The sequence below is a fragment of the Apolloniradiicaulis salifontis genome (assembly GCF_053756655.1).
Window position 1 is genome coordinate 2,999,508 of sequence record NZ_CM132387.1, and the last position, 18,070, is coordinate 3,017,577.

19 protein-coding genes are annotated in these 18,070 nt (G+C 65.8%); 13 read left to right on the top strand and 6 right to left on the bottom strand.

All coding sequences use genetic code 11. The features are described from left to right. Positions 1-21: 21 nt before the first annotated feature. The gene (locus ACWCOP_RS14230) at positions 22-642 is read right to left on the bottom strand and encodes an SH3 domain-containing protein (RefSeq protein WP_478248950.1); all 621 of its coding nucleotides are present in this window, start codon (positions 640-642) and stop codon (positions 22-24) included. 502 nt (positions 643-1,144) lie between these two features. Between ACWCOP_RS14230 and ACWCOP_RS14235 the strand changes: the two genes are divergently transcribed. The 3 genes from ACWCOP_RS14235 (at position 1,145) to ACWCOP_RS14245 (ending at position 2,644) form a co-directional block, all read left to right on the top strand. Continuing rightward, entirely contained in the window at positions 1,145-2,134 is a 990-nt protein-coding gene (locus ACWCOP_RS14235; RefSeq protein ID WP_478248951.1) for an MBL fold metallo-hydrolase, read from the top strand. Continuing rightward, positions 2,121-2,324 (top strand): hypothetical protein, encoded by a 204-nt coding sequence (locus ACWCOP_RS14240; RefSeq protein WP_478248952.1) that lies wholly within the window; start codon positions 2,121-2,123, stop codon positions 2,322-2,324. Before ACWCOP_RS14235 ends, ACWCOP_RS14240 begins: the two co-directional genes overlap by 14 nt. An 80-nt stretch (positions 2,325-2,404) precedes the next feature. Beyond that, positions 2,405-2,644: a hypothetical protein gene (locus ACWCOP_RS14245; protein ID WP_478248953.1), complete on the top strand. Its 240-nt coding sequence runs from the start codon at positions 2,405-2,407 to the stop codon at positions 2,642-2,644. On the opposite strand, the gene ACWCOP_RS14250 is transcribed toward ACWCOP_RS14245, so the two are convergent. Further along, positions 2,598-3,338, bottom strand: coding sequence for a HesA/MoeB/ThiF family protein (locus ACWCOP_RS14250; RefSeq protein WP_478248954.1), 741 nt, complete (start codon positions 3,336-3,338; stop codon positions 2,598-2,600). The two genes, ACWCOP_RS14245 and ACWCOP_RS14250, sit on opposite strands and share 47 nt — an antisense overlap. A 172-nt stretch (positions 3,339-3,510) precedes the next feature. On the opposite strand from ACWCOP_RS14250, the gene ACWCOP_RS14255 reads away from it, so the two are divergent. The 3 genes from ACWCOP_RS14255 (at position 3,511) to ACWCOP_RS14265 (ending at position 6,132) form a co-directional block, all read left to right on the top strand. Further along, entirely contained in the window at positions 3,511-3,933 is a 423-nt protein-coding gene (locus ACWCOP_RS14255; protein WP_478248955.1) for a hypothetical protein, read from the top strand. Between the two features lie 91 nt (positions 3,934-4,024). Further along, the gene (locus ACWCOP_RS14260) at positions 4,025-5,329 is read left to right on the top strand and encodes an ATP-dependent DNA helicase (RefSeq protein ID WP_478248956.1); all 1,305 of its coding nucleotides are present in this window, start codon (positions 4,025-4,027) and stop codon (positions 5,327-5,329) included. Beyond that, positions 5,326-6,132 carry a PIN domain-containing protein gene (locus ACWCOP_RS14265; protein WP_478248957.1) on the top strand — a complete coding sequence of 269 codons (807 nt, stop codon included), beginning with the start codon at positions 5,326-5,328 and terminating at the stop codon, positions 6,130-6,132. The genes ACWCOP_RS14260 and ACWCOP_RS14265 overlap by 4 nt, the downstream gene beginning before the upstream one ends. A 154-nt stretch (positions 6,133-6,286) precedes the next feature. On the opposite strand, the gene ACWCOP_RS14270 is transcribed toward ACWCOP_RS14265, so the two are convergent. Beyond that, entirely contained in the window at positions 6,287-8,059 is a 1,773-nt protein-coding gene (locus tag ACWCOP_RS14270; RefSeq protein WP_478248958.1) for a DUF885 domain-containing protein, read from the bottom strand. A 216-nt stretch (positions 8,060-8,275) separates the two neighbouring features. Here ACWCOP_RS14270 and ACWCOP_RS14275 point away from each other — a divergent pair. After that, a protein-coding gene (locus ACWCOP_RS14275; RefSeq protein WP_478247734.1) for an IS3 family transposase occupies positions 8,276-9,384 on the top strand; the annotation gives its coding sequence in 2 pieces (ribosomal slippage) (positions 8,276-8,540 and positions 8,540-9,384; 1,110 coding nt in all). Positions 9,385-9,578: 194 nt separating this feature from the next. On the opposite strand, the gene ACWCOP_RS14280 is transcribed toward ACWCOP_RS14275, so the two are convergent. Beyond that, positions 9,579-9,785 carry a hypothetical protein gene (locus ACWCOP_RS14280; RefSeq protein WP_478248959.1) on the bottom strand — a complete coding sequence of 69 codons (207 nt, stop codon included), beginning with the start codon at positions 9,783-9,785 and terminating at the stop codon, positions 9,579-9,581. 502 nt (positions 9,786-10,287) lie between these two features. On the opposite strand from ACWCOP_RS14280, the gene ACWCOP_RS14285 reads away from it, so the two are divergent. Further along, positions 10,288-10,452, top strand: a complete 165-nt coding sequence (locus ACWCOP_RS14285; RefSeq protein ID WP_478248960.1) for a hypothetical protein — start codon at positions 10,288-10,290, stop codon at positions 10,450-10,452. Positions 10,453-10,580: 128 nt separating this feature from the next. On the opposite strand, the gene ACWCOP_RS14290 is transcribed toward ACWCOP_RS14285, so the two are convergent. Together ACWCOP_RS14290 and ACWCOP_RS14295 are read right to left on the bottom strand one after the other, a co-directional pair. Further along, positions 10,581-11,213, bottom strand: a complete 633-nt coding sequence (locus ACWCOP_RS14290) for an SDR family NAD(P)-dependent oxidoreductase (RefSeq protein WP_478248961.1) — start codon at positions 11,211-11,213, stop codon at positions 10,581-10,583. Positions 11,214-11,281: 68 nt separating this feature from the next. Next, positions 11,282-12,886: a BCCT family transporter gene (locus tag ACWCOP_RS14295; protein ID WP_478248962.1), complete on the bottom strand. Its 1,605-nt coding sequence runs from the start codon at positions 12,884-12,886 to the stop codon at positions 11,282-11,284. Between the two features lie 164 nt (positions 12,887-13,050). Between ACWCOP_RS14295 and sdhC the strand changes: the two genes are divergently transcribed. From sdhC to creD, 5 genes are all read left to right on the top strand, one after another. Continuing rightward, positions 13,051-13,491, top strand: a complete 441-nt coding sequence (gene sdhC / locus ACWCOP_RS14300) for a succinate dehydrogenase, cytochrome b556 subunit (RefSeq protein WP_478248963.1) — start codon at positions 13,051-13,053, stop codon at positions 13,489-13,491. After that, positions 13,488-13,874 (top strand): succinate dehydrogenase, hydrophobic membrane anchor protein, encoded by a 387-nt coding sequence (sdhD, locus tag ACWCOP_RS14305; RefSeq protein WP_478248964.1) that lies wholly within the window; start codon positions 13,488-13,490, stop codon positions 13,872-13,874. The genes sdhC and sdhD overlap by 4 nt, the downstream gene beginning before the upstream one ends. A gap of 10 nt (positions 13,875-13,884) precedes the next feature. Next, positions 13,885-15,675, top strand: a complete 1,791-nt coding sequence (sdhA, locus tag ACWCOP_RS14310; protein WP_478248965.1) for a succinate dehydrogenase flavoprotein subunit — start codon at positions 13,885-13,887, stop codon at positions 15,673-15,675. Between the two features lie 51 nt (positions 15,676-15,726). Then, positions 15,727-16,512 (top strand): succinate dehydrogenase iron-sulfur subunit, encoded by a 786-nt coding sequence (locus tag ACWCOP_RS14315; protein WP_478248966.1) that lies wholly within the window; start codon positions 15,727-15,729, stop codon positions 16,510-16,512. 147 nt (positions 16,513-16,659) lie between these two features. Beyond that, positions 16,660-18,069 carry a cell envelope integrity protein CreD gene (gene creD / locus ACWCOP_RS14320; RefSeq protein ID WP_478248967.1) on the top strand — a complete coding sequence of 470 codons (1,410 nt, stop codon included), beginning with the start codon at positions 16,660-16,662 and terminating at the stop codon, positions 18,067-18,069. The last annotated feature ends 1 nt before the right edge of the window (position 18,070 follow it).

An 18,070-nucleotide genomic window follows, 5' to 3' on the forward strand; every position in this document is an offset into this window, starting at 1 on the left:
CGAGAGCAGGGCCGTGGGCTGCTAATCCGCAGCTGCAGGCCCGGTGATATCCGGATCGGAGCGGTAGCACGGGGCAAGCGCCCCCTCAAGCGCGCCGTCCGCTTGCCGGTCGCCGGGCGAGAGGCCCCAGAACGCGTCGGCTCGCGCCCAGCCGCGCCGGCCGCCCGCCTCCAGCCGGCACCAGCCCGGCCTGCAACGCTCCAGCCAGAGCCGCGCATCCGGCTCGATGCGCGCAATCAGGCTGGACTCCGCATCCGGGCGCGCCAGCATATCCGTCGCCTCCAGCGCCCAGACCGAGCGCCGCCCCGTCAGAAGGCGGCGATGCATCCACACCTCCACCCCGCCGGGATCGCGCACCTTGCGCCAGTCCGGCGTCTCCTGGATCACCTCCACCGGCAGCCCGGCGCGTTGATAGACCCAGAGCCGCGGATGGTCGCCGGACGGACCGGACCGACCCACCGCCTCGTCATAGCGCAAGGAAACAAAGCGCGGGACCCGCAAGCCGGAAAACCCCATGCACGCCTCTGCGTCGGCCGACGCGACAGTCGCCACGGCGTCAGCCGGCGCCGCCTCCTGCCCGAAAGCGGATCCAGGGATGAGAAGCGCGCCGGTCAGGGCGAGGATTAGCAGCCGTATATGCATGGGCCCAATCAACGCTCAGCTGGGTGAACGCGGAGTTAAACCACAGCGGCGCATCTGAGCGCGCCCAAACCCGCGCTCAGCCTGATTTTGTAACAAATATCAAATGTTTGCAGCGTTCGCCGGACCCCTTGTGAACCGCCGCGGACAGGCGCAAATATCTCGTGTCGTGACGATGTTCGACGCGACCAGCACGAAAGATCACGCCCATGGGCGCTCCCGCCAAACCCGGCCAGAAACCAGCCAGCAAACCCGCCTCCGCCAAACCGGCCCAGAAGCCGGTCGGCAAGCCGGGCAAAGGCCGCTAGGCCGAACGCGGCGGGCCTTGCGGTCCGCCCTCTGACCGCTTGCCTCCCGCCGCTCGTTCCGCCGGCCTCAACGGCGCGCCGCAGCCCCGCCCCAGGGTCCGGCGCGCCGTTGTCATGTGTGAAAGCCAGCGCCGGCTTTGATTTATTCCGGGCGATCTCCCATCTTCGGGTCATGTCCGCTGAAGGAGAGACCGTTCATGACCCGCCGAACACACGCCGTCGCCGACGCCCGGATCGCCACGATGGGCGCGCCTCTGTCCGCCAGAATGACCGCCGCGATGACCGCGCTCATGGCCGCCGCCGCCCTCGCCGCGCTGAGCCTTGCGCCCGTTTCGGCGCAGGAGGACGGCGAGCAGGTCTATGTGGAGACCCTCGATCTGGGGGCCGGGATCTACATGCTGGCCACCAACCGGGCCGGCAATGTAGGGGTGAGCGTCGGCGAGGACGGCGTATTCATGATCGACACCCAGATGGAAAACCTCGCCCCGGCCATCGATCGCGCCCAGCGCGCGGTGTCGGGCGACCGGGCGGTGGATCTGGTGCTGAACACCCATCTCCACGGCGATCATGTGCTGGGCAACGCCTATTTCGCCAACGCGGGGGCCACCATCATGGCCCATGAAAGCGTGCGCGAGGCGCTGATCAACCCGGTGACGGCCCAGCTTACCGGCGCCACGCCGGAGCCGCTTTCGGGCGCGTTCCTTCCCACCGTATCGGTGTCTGAAGGCGACGCAGCGACCCTGAACGGCGAGACCGCGCGCTTTCACCACGCCCCCAACGCCCACACCGGCGGTGATCTCTTCGTGGTGTTCGAGGGCGCGGACGTCATCCACGCCGGCGATCTTTTGTTCTCGGGCATGTTTCCCTATATCGACCTCGACAATGGCGGCACGGTGGAAGGCATGATCGCCGGCCTGCGCCAGGTCGCCGAGGCCGCCGGCCCCGAGACGCAGATCATTCCAGGCCACGGCCCGCTCTCGACCAGAGCGGACGTTGTCGCGAGCGCGGACATGCTGGAAGCCACCCGCGCGGTTGTCGCCGGTCTGGTGGAGGAAGGCCTCTCCTATGAGGACATCCTGCAGCGTGAGCCGCTGGCGGACTGGCATGAAGACTGGAACTGGGGTTTCATCACCACCGAACGCATGATCTGGACGCATTATCGGGATCTCACTGGTGAAACGCCGTAACTCGCCCTTCATTCCGCCCAACAACGTCATCGCCATGATCGTGATGCTCGCTCTGATCACCGGGGCGATCTTCACGGCGATTCTTGGTGACTTCATCGGCGGCGGCCTCGTGGGGCTGGCCCTGGCGGCGGCGATCTATTTTCTGATTGTTGTGGACGCCCGGCGCAAATTCAAAAAGCGCCGCCGCTGAACCGGTTTCGCTTGTGGACGTTTGCGGGCGTTGATAGCGTTGCCCAACGCTGAATCACGGTCACTGAGTCCATATCAATCATGCCCCCAGCCCCCGCATCGCCGCCCCTCCAGGCCGGCATCGCCTTCTGCGCCTTCCTGGCGGTCGGGGTCATCGTATGGGCCGTGGTGTCTCTGCTCAGCGGAAATATGAAGCTCGGCCTGCTCTATGGCCTGGCGCCGGGTCTTGTGCTGGGCGCGCTGGCGTTTCTGCGGCTGCGGCGCGGCGGCCTGTTCAGGCGCGAGCGCACGCGGGACAATCCGGGTCGCGGGCCAGCCTGACCGTCCGCGCCTGACCGCCCAGCCCGTCAAACAGCAGGATCCGGCCAAGCAGGGGCGCGCCCGCCCGCGCAGAAAGCTTGATCGCCTCCAGCGCCATCATCGATCCGATCACCCCGGTCAGGGCGCCCACAACGCCCGCCTCGGCGCAGGTCTCCGCATCCGGGGGCGCGGCCGGCACGAAGCAGCGATAGCAGGGCGCGCCCAGATGAGGCGCAAACACCGAGACCTGCCCGTCCCAGCGCCCCACCGCGCCGGACACCAGAGGCAGGCGCGCCGCGATCGCTGCGTCGTTCACCGCAAAACGCGTGTCGAAATCATCACAGCCGTCCAGCACCAGATCGGCGCCGTCCAGAAGCGCGGGCAGGCTATCAGCGTCGGCGCGGGCGCGCACGGGCTCGACTTTGACGCCCGGATCGAGATCAGCCAGCGCCTGGCGCGCCGCCTCCACCTTCACCCGGCCCACATCGCCGGTGCGATAAAGAATCTGGCGCTGCAGATTATCCAGGCTGACCTCGTCATCATCGATGAGGCGGATCGCGCCGAACCCCGCCGCCGCCAGGTACAGCGCCGCCGGAGCGCCCAGCCCGCCTGCGCCGATAATGGCGACGCACGTCTTTGAGAGGCGCTGCTGGCCCGGTCCGCCGATTTCCTTGAGGATGATATGGCGCGCATGGCGCTCGATATCGACGGCCATGAAACACTCCCTTCGATGCGCGGCGAACACGTGAAAGACGAAGACATCGCCACGCGCCGGCCTTTTTTCTGTCAGCTTGGGTTCAGCGGTGTAGGCTAGAGTGAACGCTACCGTCGACCGCGGCGCTGCTCGCGGCCAGCCCAGAAAACATTATTTCAGGACCTCTGAAACGATGAAACATCTCGCACTGATCGCCGCAGCCGCCGCCGTTCTGGCCGGGTGCGCCACCGCCGAGGGCTATCGCCAGCAGGTGGCGCAGTTCGTCGGCGCGCATTCCGACACCATCTTGGTGGAATGGGGCCCGCCTGTGCGTTCCGACACGCTCACCGACGGGTCGCAGATCTGGGTCTATCTGAACGAAGAGCGCCGGTATGATCCCGGCGGCTACCGCTCGGTCCCGCGCGAGCGCCGCATCACCTATCGCGACAATCGCGGCAATGAGCAGGTGCGCGTGGAGCGTTATGACGAAACCATCTACGAGCCGCCCCGGGAGTGGTGGGTGGAGTGCGAAACCCGCTTCGTGATCGCCCCGGATAACCGCGTCACCGATTTCCGCTTCGCCGGAAACGGCTGCGTCGCCGACGAGATCTACTAGCGCCAGGACTGGACGGGGCTGGCCGGCGCTCTGGCGCCAATGGGGAAACAGGGGCAGTTTGGCCGGTGTTCTGACACGAAAGGCCGCCCCTGTGCTTGCTGGACCGCCCGCCCCGACGCTGTCGCCCCAACAACAGGCCGTGGTGGATTTCGCCGCCGAGGGCGGCGCCCATCTCTTCCTCACCGGACGGGCCGGCACCGGCAAGACCACGGTGACGCGCGCGATTCTGCGCCGGCTGGGCTCGAAAGCCGCCGTTCTGGCGCCCACCGGCGTCGCGGCCATGAACGCCGGCGGCCAGACCCTGCACAGCTTTTTCCGCCTGCCGCCGCGCCTGATCACGCCGGGCGATATCCGGCGCTTGCGCAACGCCCGCACGGTGCAGGCGCTGACCACGCTGGTGATCGACGAGATCTCCATGGTGCGGTCCGACCTGATGCAGGCGGTGGATTTCTCCCTGCGCCTCAACCGCGACAGCGCCGAGCCCTTTGGCGGGGTGCGGCTCATCCTGGTGGGCGATCTCGCCCAGCTGCCGCCCATCGCCCAGGGCGAGGAGGGCGCGTTCCTGGAGGATCATTTCGGCGGGCCGTTCTTCTTCCACGCCCCGTGCTTTCGCGATGCGGGCTTCACCATGGTGGAGCTGCACAAGGTTCACCGCCAGGCGGATCCGGACTTTGTCGAGATTCTCAACGCCGTGCGCGAAGGCGAGCTCACCGACGATCTCGCCGAGCGGCTCAATGAGCGCGTGACCGGGCGCTCCGGGCTTGAGGCCAGCACCACCCATGTGGTGCTCACCGCCACCAATCAGGCCGCCTCCGGCATCAATCAGGCGCGCCTGGACGCTCTGCTGGGCGAACCGCGCGGGTTTTCCGGCAAGGTGGAGGGCGAGTTTGATCCGCGGCTCTTTCCCACCGACGACCCGCTAGTTTTGAAGACCGGGGCGCGCGTCATGATGATCCGCAACGATCCGGGCGGGCGCTATGTGAACGGCTCCATCGGCGAGGTGATCGGCTTCACGCAAGACGGGGTGAAGGTCCATGTGAACGGCGAGACGGTGACTGTCGAAAAAGTCACCTGGGAGCGCATGCGCTACGCCGCGGACGGAAATTCGGGCAAGCTGAAGCGCGAGACGGTCGGCTCCTACGCCCAGTATCCGCTGAGGCTCGCCTGGGCCATGACCATCCACAAGAGCCAGGGCCTGACCCTGGACAAGGTGTTCATGGACGTCTCCCGGCGCCTGTTCGCGCACGGGCAGGCCTATGTGGCGCTGTCGCGGGCGCGCACGCTGGAGGGGCTTGAGCTGTCCCACCGCATGCGCCCCACCGACATCATCACCGATCCGCGCCTGTTCGAGGTGAAAAGCTTCTGCGACCCCGCCCCTGCGGCGCTGGACGCATGAGTCTTGAAATCGCCGCCGATGCGCTGGGCCTTGATCTATGGGGCGCCGGGCGGCTGGTTGAGCTTGGCGATATTCCGTCTACGGACACTCTGGACGCAGCGACGCTGAACGCCCTGCGTGACATGCGAGTCCGGCGGCGCGCCGCCGCGCTGGACGAGCTCGTCAAGCTGGACGGGCCGCACCTGGCGCCGTCCTGGCCGGGCACGCCAAGCGCGCCTGACCCGGCCGGCGACATCGCCGCGCCCGACACGCAGGCGCCGTCCATCTTCATCGACGCCTGCGTGCTGGCCGGCGCCGTGCGCCGTCATCTGGTGCTGGCGTTCGCCGAGGCCGGACTGCTGCAGCCGCGCTGGTCGCCCAAAGTGCTGTTCGAGACCGGGCACGCCCACGCCAAAATCGTCGAGGCCAAGCCGGGACGCGACGGGGCGGGGGAGGCGGCGCGCCTGGTCGTGGCGCTGGAGCAGGCCTGGCCCGAAGCCAGCGTGCCCGAAGATCACGGGGTCGAAATCGCAGAGCGCCTGCCCGATGAAGGCGATCGCCATGTCATGGAAAGCGCGATCGCCTGCGGCGCCTCGCTCATTCTCACCGACAACATCAAGGATTTCCCGCGCAAGGTGCTGGAAGCCCATGGCCTCTATGCCCGCACCCCGGCGGAGTATTTCGCCAGCCGGATCGGCGCGGACCCGGGCGCCGCGGCCGCCCTGATGCGGGCGGCGGTGCGCCTGAAACTCTCCCCCGCCCAGTTCGCCCGCGCCCTGCAACAGGCCCGGCTCGGCGGACTGGCGAAACGGCTGGGGCTTTGATCGCCCCCCTGGGGTCCCGGCTCTACGCTACGCTTCGGCCGGGATGACAGGGTTTGCCGCTCTTCTTCACCCCCTCAAATTCTGTCATCCCGGAAGCGCGATAGCGCTATCCGGGACCCCATGGGCTGAAGCGTCGCGATGACAGGGTTATACCCTACTCGGCCGCCTGCGCATCGATCCAGGCGGTCATCTTGTCTTCCAGATAGGCCAGCGGCACGCCGCCCTCTTCCAGAATCGTGTCGTGGAAGGCGGCCAGATCAAACTCCGGCCCGAGTTCGGCCTCGCCCCGCTCACGCAGGCGACGGATCAGGAGCTCGCCGGTCTTGTAGGCCAACGCCTGACCGGGCCAGGAGATGTAGCGGCTCACCTCATTGGTGACGTTCAAGGGGCTGAGCGCGGAGTTCTCCAGAAAACAGGCTTCAGCCTCTTGCCGGTTCCAGCCATACCAGTGGATGCCGGTGTCGGCGACCAGGCGGCAGGCGCGCCACATCTCATAGGTGAGCTGCCCGAACCGGTCATAGGGCGTTTCATACATGCCCATGTCGGTCCCTAAAAACTCGGTATAGAGCGCCCAGCCTTCGCCGAAAGCGGTGATATAGCCGTCGCGGCGAAACTGCGGCACGTCCTCGATCTCCTGGGCGATGGCGATCTGGTGGTGGTGGCCGGGCACCGCCTCGTGCACGGTGAGGGCCGGAAGCTCATAGAGCGGGCGCTGATCAAGCCGGTAGGTGTTGACCATATATCCGCCCGCCTGGCCGGTGTCCGGATCGCCGGGCCAGTAACGCGCCGTGGTATAGTTGGGCGCGATGGAGGCCGGCACAGGGCGCACCCCATAGGGAAGGCGCGGCAGGCGGTGGAAGAAGCGGGGCATCTCGTCGTCCGCCTTCTTGGCGAAATACGAGGCGTAGCGCATCAGCTCCATCTCGCTGTCGGCGTAGAATTGCGGGTCGGTGCGCAGGAAGGCCAGAAACTCGGCGAACGAGCCCTCAAAGTCAGCCTCTTCGATCACCGCCTCCATGAGGGTGCGGATGCGCGCCACTTCTTGCTGACCGATCTGGTGAATCTCCTCCGGCGTGACGTCCAGCGTGGTGTGGCGGCGCACCAGCTGGCGATAAAACTCTTCGCCGCCCGGCAGCGCGCGGGCGCCCAGGCTCTCGCGGGCGTTCGGGATATAGTCGTTTACAAAGAAGCGATGGAGATCACGCAGGGCCGGCAGCGCCTCGGTCTCGATGGCGGCGAGCGCCAGCGATTCCAGACGCTCGCGCTCCTGGGCGCTCATCGTGTCGGGCAGCCCGCGCAGGGGCGCAAAAAGGGTGGAGTCCTCGGGCGCGACGATCTGGGCCTCGATCTGGTCGGCGACGCCGGCAAGGATTTCGCGCGGCTGTGTCACCCCTTGCTCAAGGCCTCGCTCCAGCCAGGCCTGATGCTGGCCCAGATAGCCCGGCAGCGCCTCGATGCGCGCGATCCAGGCCTCGGCCTCCTCGCTGGTGCGCAGGCGCGTGCCCAGCGCGGTGAAGTTCGCGGCTGTGTGAAAGCCGCTATCATTGGTGAACGGGATCATCGCGCTCATCTCGCCGGAAATCGACGTGGCGCTGTCCAGAAGATAGGCGAGCACGGCGTAGCTGGCCTGATCGCTGGCCGGCAAAGCGCCCGGATCGATGGCGTCCAGGCGCGCGTCAAACCCGGCCATGGCCGCGTCCTCTTCGGCGACGGCGTCAAAGCCGGCGTCCGGCCAGCGCGCCGCGGCCTCAAGATCGCCGCGCCTCGCCCTGCCGATGACGTCGCGCGCTTCGTTGAACGCCTCGTAATCGGCCACAAGCGCGTCGAACTCCTCCGCCGGGTCGGCGAAGGCGGGTGCGGTGGCCGGCGGCGCGATGAGCGCCGCCGCGCCCAGTGCGGCCGCAGCCACGAACGAACGAATGAACATGGATCGATCCTTCTCACATCACCGGCCAAGCGTGACCGGGCGAAGGGAAGCGGTCAATCTTTCGCGGCGGCCAGGTCCTGCGCCGTCAGTCCCAGACGCTTGGCGATCAGCCGGTCGGCCAAGCGGCCCGGCTGACCTGCTTCCCGTTTTCTCGGCCACGGAAAAGTGGAAAATTCTCGTTTAGCGGCTTGGGCTGCTGGTACGAGGAGAAGGCCGATGAAACGGTCAAAATTCACTGAGGCGCAGATCGCGTTCATTCTGCGCCAAGCCGAAGAAGGCACGCGTGTGGAAGAGGTCTGCCGCAAAGCGGGGATCAGCCAAGCCACTTTCTACAACTGGAAAAAGAAGTATGGCGGTCTGATGCCGTCGGAGATGAAGCGCTTGAAGCAGCTTGAGGAAGAGAACGGTCGCCTGAAGCGGATCGTGGCGGATCTCTCGCTGGACAAGGAGATGCTTCAGGATGTTCTGCGCCGAAAGCTCTGAGGCCCGCGCGCCGGCGAGAGCTGGTGGATCATCTGCGTGCGGCCTGGCGGGTCAGCGTTCGACGCGCCTGCCAGGTTCTCAGGGCCGATCGTTCGACCTACCAGTACAAGTCCCAGCGCGGCTCCCAGGAAGAGCTTCGCCAGCGCATCCGGGAGATCGCTGAGACCCGGGTTCGCTACGGCTACCGGCGTATCCACGTCCTGCTTCAGCGGGAAGGCTGGGCGGTGAACGCCAAGCGGGTCTATCGCCTTTATCGCGAGATGGGACTGCAGCTGAGGAATAAGACGCCGAAGCGGAAGGTGAAGGCGAAGCTCCGAGAGGGGCGATCGGATCCGGTGACGGCCAACGAGGTCTGGGCGATGGACTTCGTTCATGACCAACTCTACGACGGCCGCCGGCTGCGGATCCTCACCGTGATCGATGCGTATACCCGGTATGTCCCGGCGATCGAACCTCGCGAGCGGTTCACCGGCGCGGACGTCGTCGGCGTGCTCGAGCGCATCTGCGCCAGCCACGGGCATCCCAAGTCCATCCGCGTCGATCAGGGTCCCGAGTTCATCTCGCGCGATCTGGATCTATGGGCTTATGCGAATGGGGTGGAGCTCGACTTCTCCCGGCCCGGCAAGCCTACGGATAACGCGTTCATCGAGAGCCTGAACGGCAAGTTTCGCGCGGAATGCCTTAATGCCCACTGGTTCATGAATCTTGCCGACGCCCGCGGAAAATGCGAGCGATGGCGTAGAGACTACAACACCGAGCGTCCGCACAGCGCCATCGGCTACCGAACGCCTGCGGAGGCACGAAAAGCGTCAGGGCTCACGCAGCCCGCCCTGGCGCCATGACACGGGGATCTTCCAACTCCCCGTGGCCCGAAAACGGGGTCAAGCTCAGACACGGGGATCTTCCAACTCCCCGTGGCCCGAAAACGGGGTCAAGCTCAACACGGGGATCTTCCAACTCCCCGTGGCCCGAAAACGGGGTCAAGCTCAGACACGGGGATCTTCCAACTCCCCGTGGCCCGAAAACGGGGTCAAGCTCACGGCAAGGCGTTCAGCAGCCATTGCTGGAAGGGCTCCGGGGTGAGGACCTGATTGAGCGGCGGGGTTTTCACCGTGAGCGCCTTGTGCACCGCCGCGGCGATGGTTTCCGGCGCCAGGCCGTTCCCGCCCCGCGCAAGCATGTAGGCCATGATCCGCTTGATGGCGGCGTAGAAATCGGTGCCGCGATACTGCTCGGGATCCATCTCCTCGGCCTTGGACCAGATAGGCGTGGCGACGGGGCCGGGATTTGAATCAAATCGCTAGCACTCCCTTTAAGTTGTTGATTGTATTATACTTTGATGCAGATAATGCAAATTAATTGGAACACTTAATTGGAATAAACGGGCGCGGGTCTGGCACTCAATTGCCGGAGGTTTCTAGTTTCTCTTCAAGCTTCGCTGTCCAGCTCGCTGCCACGGCTACGGTGATCCGATTTACATCGTCACCGCAAGACGGGTGATTTCGGGTGAGGTCTTGAAATATCGGAACGGATTGCTCATCCGGGCAGGGTCACCCGGTGCCAGCAAACGAGCCGTTTCTTCTGACAGCTCCCCCAGCGCGAGGGGCGGCGCGGCGCGTAGCCCAAGCTCCGCGTCCCGGCCTCTTGCCACAACGATCAGCTAAGGTTCAAATCACGCTCGGGTTCTCTCTTCGACCGGATAAAACGCGAGTTCCGGTTATCATCACTCAAACGGAGTTCTTGCCTTGAAGCACATCTTGATCCCAGCAGTCGTCGTCGGCGTCGTGCTAGCGGCAGTCATTCTTTTGAATGAGACGGGCATTTTTGAGGTCGATACTGCTTACGCGTTGATCATCGTCATCGCAGCAGTTTTCCTTGGTGTGGCGATGTCCAAAAGGCTGAGTAAGTGACGCTAACAAAGGCTATTGGCAGCGTAGCATTTGCGGCTGACTAAACAGCCTCCGGGAACCCCAGGGCGGTTGATACCGGTTCGGGCGATGTTCGTGAAATTCACGTCACACAAGTCATACACCATGTGTCACACATGGCTCGCTTCACGACGCTCAAACGACTGATAAATAAGATATGGAAGGAAGCTGGCGGTGAGGGTGGGATTCACCGCCACCACGTCGATTCCATACATCATCAGCTCCCGGCGCAGCCCCTGGGTGAAGGCTTCCAGGGCGAATTTCGAGCAGGCGTAGGGCGTCAGGATCGGTGTCGTGTTGAGCCCCGCCACCGAAGACATGTTGACGATGCGTCCCGGCGGGCCGGTGCGGCCGTCCTCGGCGCCCAGCAAGGGCGCGAAGGCCTGGGTGACGCGCAGCTGGCCGGTGACGTTGATGTCGAGCTGGCGCGTCATCTCCTCCACGGGCAGGTGAAGCAGCGGCCCGGCCACGGCTATGCCCGCATTGTTCACGAGGCCGGAGAGCGTGCGGCCATCCAGACTCGCCCGGGCTTCGTCGGCGGCGGTGCGGCAGGTGTCCGCATCGGTGACGTCGATGATCAGCGGCGTGACCAGCGGGCCGAGATCGGCCAGCAGGCGTTCGGCGTCGGCCTCCTTGCGCACTCCGGCGAACACCCGCCAGCCGCGCGCCGTGAGATACTGCGCCGTGGCGTACCCGATGCCGGTGGACGCGCCGGTGACCACCGCGCTCTCGTCTTCGGTCATGATCGCCTTCCCGGCGCCCTCGTGTTCCCACGCAAGGTCGCAAGGGCCGGGCGGGGGGTCAATCTCGGCTAGCCCCCGCCGGATTTCGCCGTCTGCGTTTCCACGATCATGATCTTGATGATCGCCGCGGCCGCCAGCGCCAGTACGATGGACATGGGAAGCCCCAGACTGATGGCGGCGTTGCGGATGGCCGTGAGCCCGCCGGCCAGGAGCAGGGTGGCGGCCACCGCGCCTTCGCTCACCGCCCAGAACACGCGCTGAATGCGCGGCGGATGGGGATCGCCGCCGGAGGTGACCATGTCGTCCACCAGCGAGCCGGAATCGGAGCTGGAGACGAAGAACAAAAGGATCACCAGCGTGGCGAGCCCCATGGTCACCGGCGCGAAGGGCAGGGTGTCCAGCAGGGCGTGCAGGGCGATGGCCGGCTCCTGCACGATCTCGTCGGGCAGGCCGGCGCCCGCGCGCTCGATCTGCAACCCGGCTCCGCCGAACACAGCGAGCCACGCGAAGGTCGCCAGCGTCGGGACCAGAAGCGCGGTGACGATGGTCGCCCCGATGGTGCGGCCTCTCGAGACCCGCGCCAGGAAGATCGCCACGAAAGGCGCCCAGCTGATCCACCAGCCCCAATAGAACAGCGTCCAGCTCGCCCGCCACTCGCTGTCGCCGGTGAAGTCCACGAACACGGTGGCCGGCGGCAGGTCCTGCAGATAGGCCCCCAGCGAAGTTGTGAACGTCTCCAGGATCAGAAGCGTCGGTCCCACGATCAGCACGAAGGCGAACAACAGACCCGCCAGGACCAGATTCATCTGGCTCAAGCGCCGGACTCCGCCCTTCACCCCGATCACCACCGAAATCGTCGCCAGGCCGGTGATGGCGGCGATCAGGAAAATCTGAATCAATGCAGACCGCTCGATCCCGGCCAGTTCGTTCAGGCCGGTGTTGATCTGCATGGCGCCAAGGCCCAGCGAGGTGGAGACGCCCAGTAGCGTGCCCACTGTGCACAGGATGTCCACGAGGTGACCGGCCCAGCCCTCCATCACCTGGCGGCCGAACAGGGGCTCCAGCACGCTGCGCGGCGCCAGGGGCAGGTCCTTGTTGAAGTGCAGATAGGCCACCGCCAGCGCCAGGATCAGATAGATCCCCCAGGCGTTCAGGCCCCAGTGGAAATAGGTGATCCGCATGGCCTCGCGCGCGGCCTCCGGGGTGCGCGGATCAAGGCCGGGCGGCGGGTCGATATAGTGGGTGAACGGCTCGGCCACCGAAAAAAACACCAAGCCGGTCCCCATGCCGGCGGCGAACAGCATCGCCGTCCAGGACAGGAAGGAGAATTCCGGCTTCGCGTCCGGTCCGCCCAGGCGCACCTTACGCAGCGGGCTCAGCAAAATCGCGCCGGCCAGGACCAGAAACCCCGTGGCGGCGAACATGTACCACCAGCCAAACGCCGCGATGATCCGGGATTGAAGCGCGCTGAAGACGCTGGCGGCCTGATCGGTGAACACCGCGCCTCCGATGACGAAGGCCACCACAAGAAGCGCTGATCCGAAAAAGACCGGCGGCTCCATATGGGCGGTGATGCGGTTCCAGAGCGATTTCGGCCCGATCAAGGCTCCAGGGCTGTCAAAGAGAGCGATGGCGAGATCCTGTTTTGCGGCCCGTTCACGCTGATAACGCACGCCGGCCCGCCTGGGTCCGTCGCCTGAAAGCGGGACATTGCGTTTCACTCGCAAGCCAGGCGCAGCGCGGGAGGGCTCAGCGCGTTGACCTGAGGGCGCTCCGGATTATTGTCTGCGCCACTCTCGCCCGTCCGGGCGAAACTTCCGTCAAATCGGGGGCGCGCATGACCGCCAAGACCACAGCCAAGGCCGCCGACACCAAGCGTCCGGGCGTCAGCTACAAACCTTTATCGCCGCACCTCGGGGTATGGCGCTGGCACGCCACCATGGCGAGCTCGATCTTCCACCGGGTCAGCGGGGTCGCCAATTATATCGGCGCGATCCTGTTCACGCTCTGGCTGGTGATGGTCGCGTCCGGCCCTGACGCCTACGCCGCATGGGAAGCCCTGCGCAGCGGGCCGGCGGGGATTCTCGTCACCCTGGCGCTGATCGCCTTCACCCTGTCGCTGAGCTATCACCTTCTCAACGGTCTGCGCCATCTGGGCTGGGACGCCGGCGCCGGGTTCGACCCCAAGGGCTCCAACCAGCGCTCCATCCTCATCTTCGCAGGGTCGATCGTGGTGACCGCCCTGATCTGGATCTTCGCCGGAGGTCTTGTCTTATGAGCGATTACCGCACTTACCGCACTCCGCTGTCCAGGGCGCGCGGCCTGGGCTCGGCGAAATCCGGCGTCGGCCACTTTATCAGCCAGCGCGTGTCCGCGATTGCGCTCCTTGTGCTGATACCGGTCTTCATCTGGTCTGTGGCTGCGCTTCCGGCCGGGGATTACGCCAGCGCGCAGGCCTGGCTCAGCTCGCCCTGGGGCGCGATCGTGACGCTTCTGACCCTGACCGCGGCGTTTTATCACATGCGCCTCGGTCTCCAGACCGTGATCGAGGACTACATTCACAAAGCGGCGCTGAAATCGGTTCTGCTGATCGCGAATACGCTGATCGCAGCCGGTCTCTGGATCGCCGCCCTATATTCCGTGCTCGCGATCGCGACCTAGGAGACGACACATGGCTTCATACGAATGGATTGATCACACCTTTGACGTCGTGGTCGTCGGCGCAGGCGGGTCAGGCCTGCGCGCCGCACTGGGCGCGGCCCAGGCGGGCCTTCGCACCGCGTGCATCTCGAAGGTTTTCCCCACCCGATCGCACACTGTCGCGGCGCAGGGCGGCATCTCGGCGTCGCTGGGTAATATGGGCGAGGACGACTGGCGCTGGCACATGTACGACACCGTGAAGGGGTCGGACTGGCTCGGCGATCAGGACGCGATCGAGTATCTCTGCCGCAATGCGCCGGAAGCCGTGTACGAGCTGGAGCACTGGGGCGTGCCGTTCTCGCGCACCGAAGACGGCAAGATCTATCAGCGCGCCTTCGGCGGCATGACGAAGAATTTCGGTGAAGGTCCGGTCCAGCGCACCTGCGCGGCCGCCGACCGCACCGGCCACGCCATCCTGCACACGCTTTACGGTCAGTCGCTGCGTCACTCGACGGAGTTCTTCATCGAGTATTTCGTGATGGATCTCATCATGGATGATGACGGGGTCTGCCGGGGCGTCACCGCCTGGAAGCTGGACGACGGGACGCTGCACCGCTTCCGCGCCCAGAAGACCATCCTGGCCACCGGCGGCTATGGCCGCGCCTATTTCTCCGCCACCAGCGCGCACACCTGCACCGGCGACGGCAACGCCATGGTGCTGCGCGCCGGCCTGCCGCTGCAGGACATGGAGTTCGTGCAGTTCCACCCCACCGGCATTTACGGCGCGGGCTGCCTGATCACGGAAGGGGCGCGCGGCGAGGGCGGCTATCTGACGAACTCGGAAAACGAGCGCTTCATGGAGCGCTACGCCCCCAACGCCAAGGATCTGGCGAGCCGCGACGTGGTCTCGCGCGCCATGACCATGGAGATCCGCGAGGGTCGCGGCGTGGGTGCGGGCAAGGATCACATCCATCTGCACCTGGATCATCTGGATCCGGCCGTGCTGCACGAGCGCCTGCCCGGCATTTCGGAAAGCGCGAAGATCTTCGCCGGCGTGGACGTCACCAAGGAGCCGATCCCGGTTCTGCCGACGGTGCACTATAATATGGGCGGCATCCCCACCAATTATCACGGCGAGGTTCTGACCAAGGTGAACGGCGATCCCGACACCGTGGTGCCCGGCCTGATGGCCGTGGGCGAGGCGGCCTGCGTGTCGGTGCACGGCGCCAACCGCCTGGGCTCCAACTCTCTGATCGACCTTGTGGTGTTCGGCCGGGCTGCGGGCCTTCGCTGCGCCGAGACCACCGAAAGCGGCGCCAGCCAGTCGGACCTTCCGAAAAACGCCGGCGAGGACAGCCTCAATCGCTTTGACCGCCTGCGCCACGCCGACGGCGCCACGCCCACCGCCAAGCTGCGCCTGGACATGCAGCGGGCCATGCAAGAAAACTGCGCGGTCTTCCGCACCCAGGACGTGCTGGACGAGGGCGTTGAGCGCATCGCCAAGGTGTTCGACGGCGCGTCGGACATCCGCATCAATGACCGCTCCATGATCTGGAACACCGATCTGGTGGAGACGCTGGAGTTCGACAATTTGATCCAGCAGGCCGCCGTGACCGTGAACTCGGCCGCCGCGCGGACCGAGAGCCGCGGCGCCCACGCCCGCGAGGATCACCCCGACCGGGACGACCAGAACTGGATGAAGCACACCCTGGCCTTCCTCGACGCGACGACCGGCAAGGTCACGCTTGATGATCGCCCGACCCATAACTACACGCTGTCCAACGATATCGGATATATCGAGCCGAAGGCGCGGGTTTACTAGAAACGCGCGCCGCGCGCCCGTACCCCAGACGAGCAAGGTGGGAAGACACCCATGGTCCAGCTGACGCTGCCGAAAAATTCGCAAGTCAAAAAAGGCAAGGTCTGGCCGAAGCCTGAAGGGGCCGAGGACAAGGATCTGCGCGAGTTCAAGGTCTACCGCTATGATCCCGAGAGCGGCGAGAATCCGCACTGGGACACGTATTACGTGGACACCGCCAACTGCGGCCCCATGGTTCTGGACGCCCTGTTCTACATCAAGAACGAGATCGACACGACGCTGGCTTTCCGGCGCTCCTGCCGCGAAGGCATTTGCGGCTCCTGCGCCATGAATATCGGCGGGCGCAACACGATCGCCTGCACCTACGGCATCGACGAGGTGAAGGGCGCGGTCACGATCGCGCCCCTGCCCCACCAGCCGGTGGTCAAGGACCTGATCCCCGACCTGACCAATTTCTACGCCCAGCTTCAGTCGATCCAGCCCTTCCTGAAGACCGACAGCCCGACGCCCCAGCGCGAGTGGAAGCAGAGCCCGGAAGAGCGCGAAGAGCTCGACGGCCTCTATGAGTGCATTCTGTGCGCCTCATGCTCCACCGCCTGCCCGTCCTACTGGTGGAATTCGGACAAGTTTCTGGGCCCGGCCGCGCTTCTTCAGGCCTATCGCTGGATCGCCGACAGCCGCGACGAAGCGACCGGCGAGCGCCTGGACGATCTGGAAGATCCGTTCAAGCTGTATCGCTGCCACACCATCATGAACTGCGCCAATGTCTGCCCCAAGGGTCTGAACCCCGCCAAGGCCATCGGCAAGATCAAGGAATTGATGGTGGAGCGCCAGGCGTAGGCGCGGCCTGGTCCGGAGAATAAGCCCCGTCCGGTTGCGGCCGGGGCTTTTTTCTTATCCCGGGATGGCCCCCGCTTCGCCCTGCTTTCTCCCCATTGCCACGCTGTTGTGCGACAGGCAGGCAGGCAGACAATGGGAGGACGGTCCATGGACCGCACGCAGACTCGCTCACGGGCGCTGGGACTGAAGATCATCATGGTGGGCGCGCTGGTGTTCCTGCTCGGCGTGCCGCTGTTTTTCGTCAATCTGCTGGCCTGGGAGCGGGCCGGGCGCGCCGACGAGGTCGCGCGCAGCGTCGGGGAGGCCTATGGCGGACGCCAGACCCTGCGCGGGCCGTTCCTGTTGCTGCCCGTGGACGTCACTGAGACGGTGAGCGTCGAGCGGGACGGCGAGACCGTGCAGGAGCAGCGCATACGGCGCGAGACGATCATCGTCTCTCCCGAAACCCTCGACATCGGCGCCGCACTGAATGTGGAGCTGCGCCGGCGTGCGATCTATGAGGTGCCGGTTTATACCGCCGACCTCACTCTGGACGCCGTCTTCGCGACCGCCGGGGTAGAGACCCTGACGCCGCGAAACGGCGCGATCCGCTGGGATCAGGCGCGGCTGGTGGCCGGGGTCCAGGATCTGCGCGGGATGGGCTCGGATATCGCCTTCACCTTCAACGGGGCCCCGTCCCCGACGCGGTTCGAGCCGGGCTCGCCTTTCGATCGTCAAGCCGACGGCGGCCGGTCCGGCCGGACCTGGCGCGGCGTGAGCGCGCCGCTCAACGGCCTGGAGCCCGGCGCGGCCTTCACCATGCAGGCCGCCTTCACACTATCGGGCGCGCAATCGCTCGGCCTTGTCGCCTCGGGCCGCGAAACCCGTGCGACGCTCGCCGGCGACTGGCCCCATCCCGGCTTTGACGGCGCCTATCTGCCTGCCGAGCGCACCATCGCGGAGACCGGCTTCGAGGCGGAATGGCGCGTGCCCTATCTCGCCCGCGGGATTCCGGCGCGCTGGCTGGAGGGGTCGGGCTACGCCATGGCGACCGCCGACGAGACAGCCTTCATCGTCAATCTGACAAGCCCGACCGACGGCTATGTCCGGGTCAGCCGGTCCTTGAAATACGCGTTCTTCTTCGTGGGCTTCACCTTGCTCATGGTGTTCCTCATAGAGGCGACCGGCGCGATGCGGGTGCACGCCGCGCAATATGTGCTGATCGGACTGGCGCAGGTGATCTTCTATCTCATGATGCTGGCCCTAAGTGAGCATGCCGCCCTGATGACGGCCTACGCCGGCGGCTCGGGCGCAACCATTCTCGTCACCGCGCTCTACGCCGGCGCGGCGTTCCGCAGCGCGGCGCGCGGCTTGTTGGTCTTCGCTGCGCTGGTGATGACCTATGCGCTGCAGTATCTGCTGATCCTGATGGAGGATTATGCGCTGCTGATCGGGGCCGGACTCGCCTTCGCGGCGGTGAGCGTGACCATGCTGGTGACGCGCCATGTGGACTGGTACGGTTTGAGCACACCGGAGTCCGAACCCGGCTCGCCTGCGCCGGCCGGCCCGAGACCTTGAC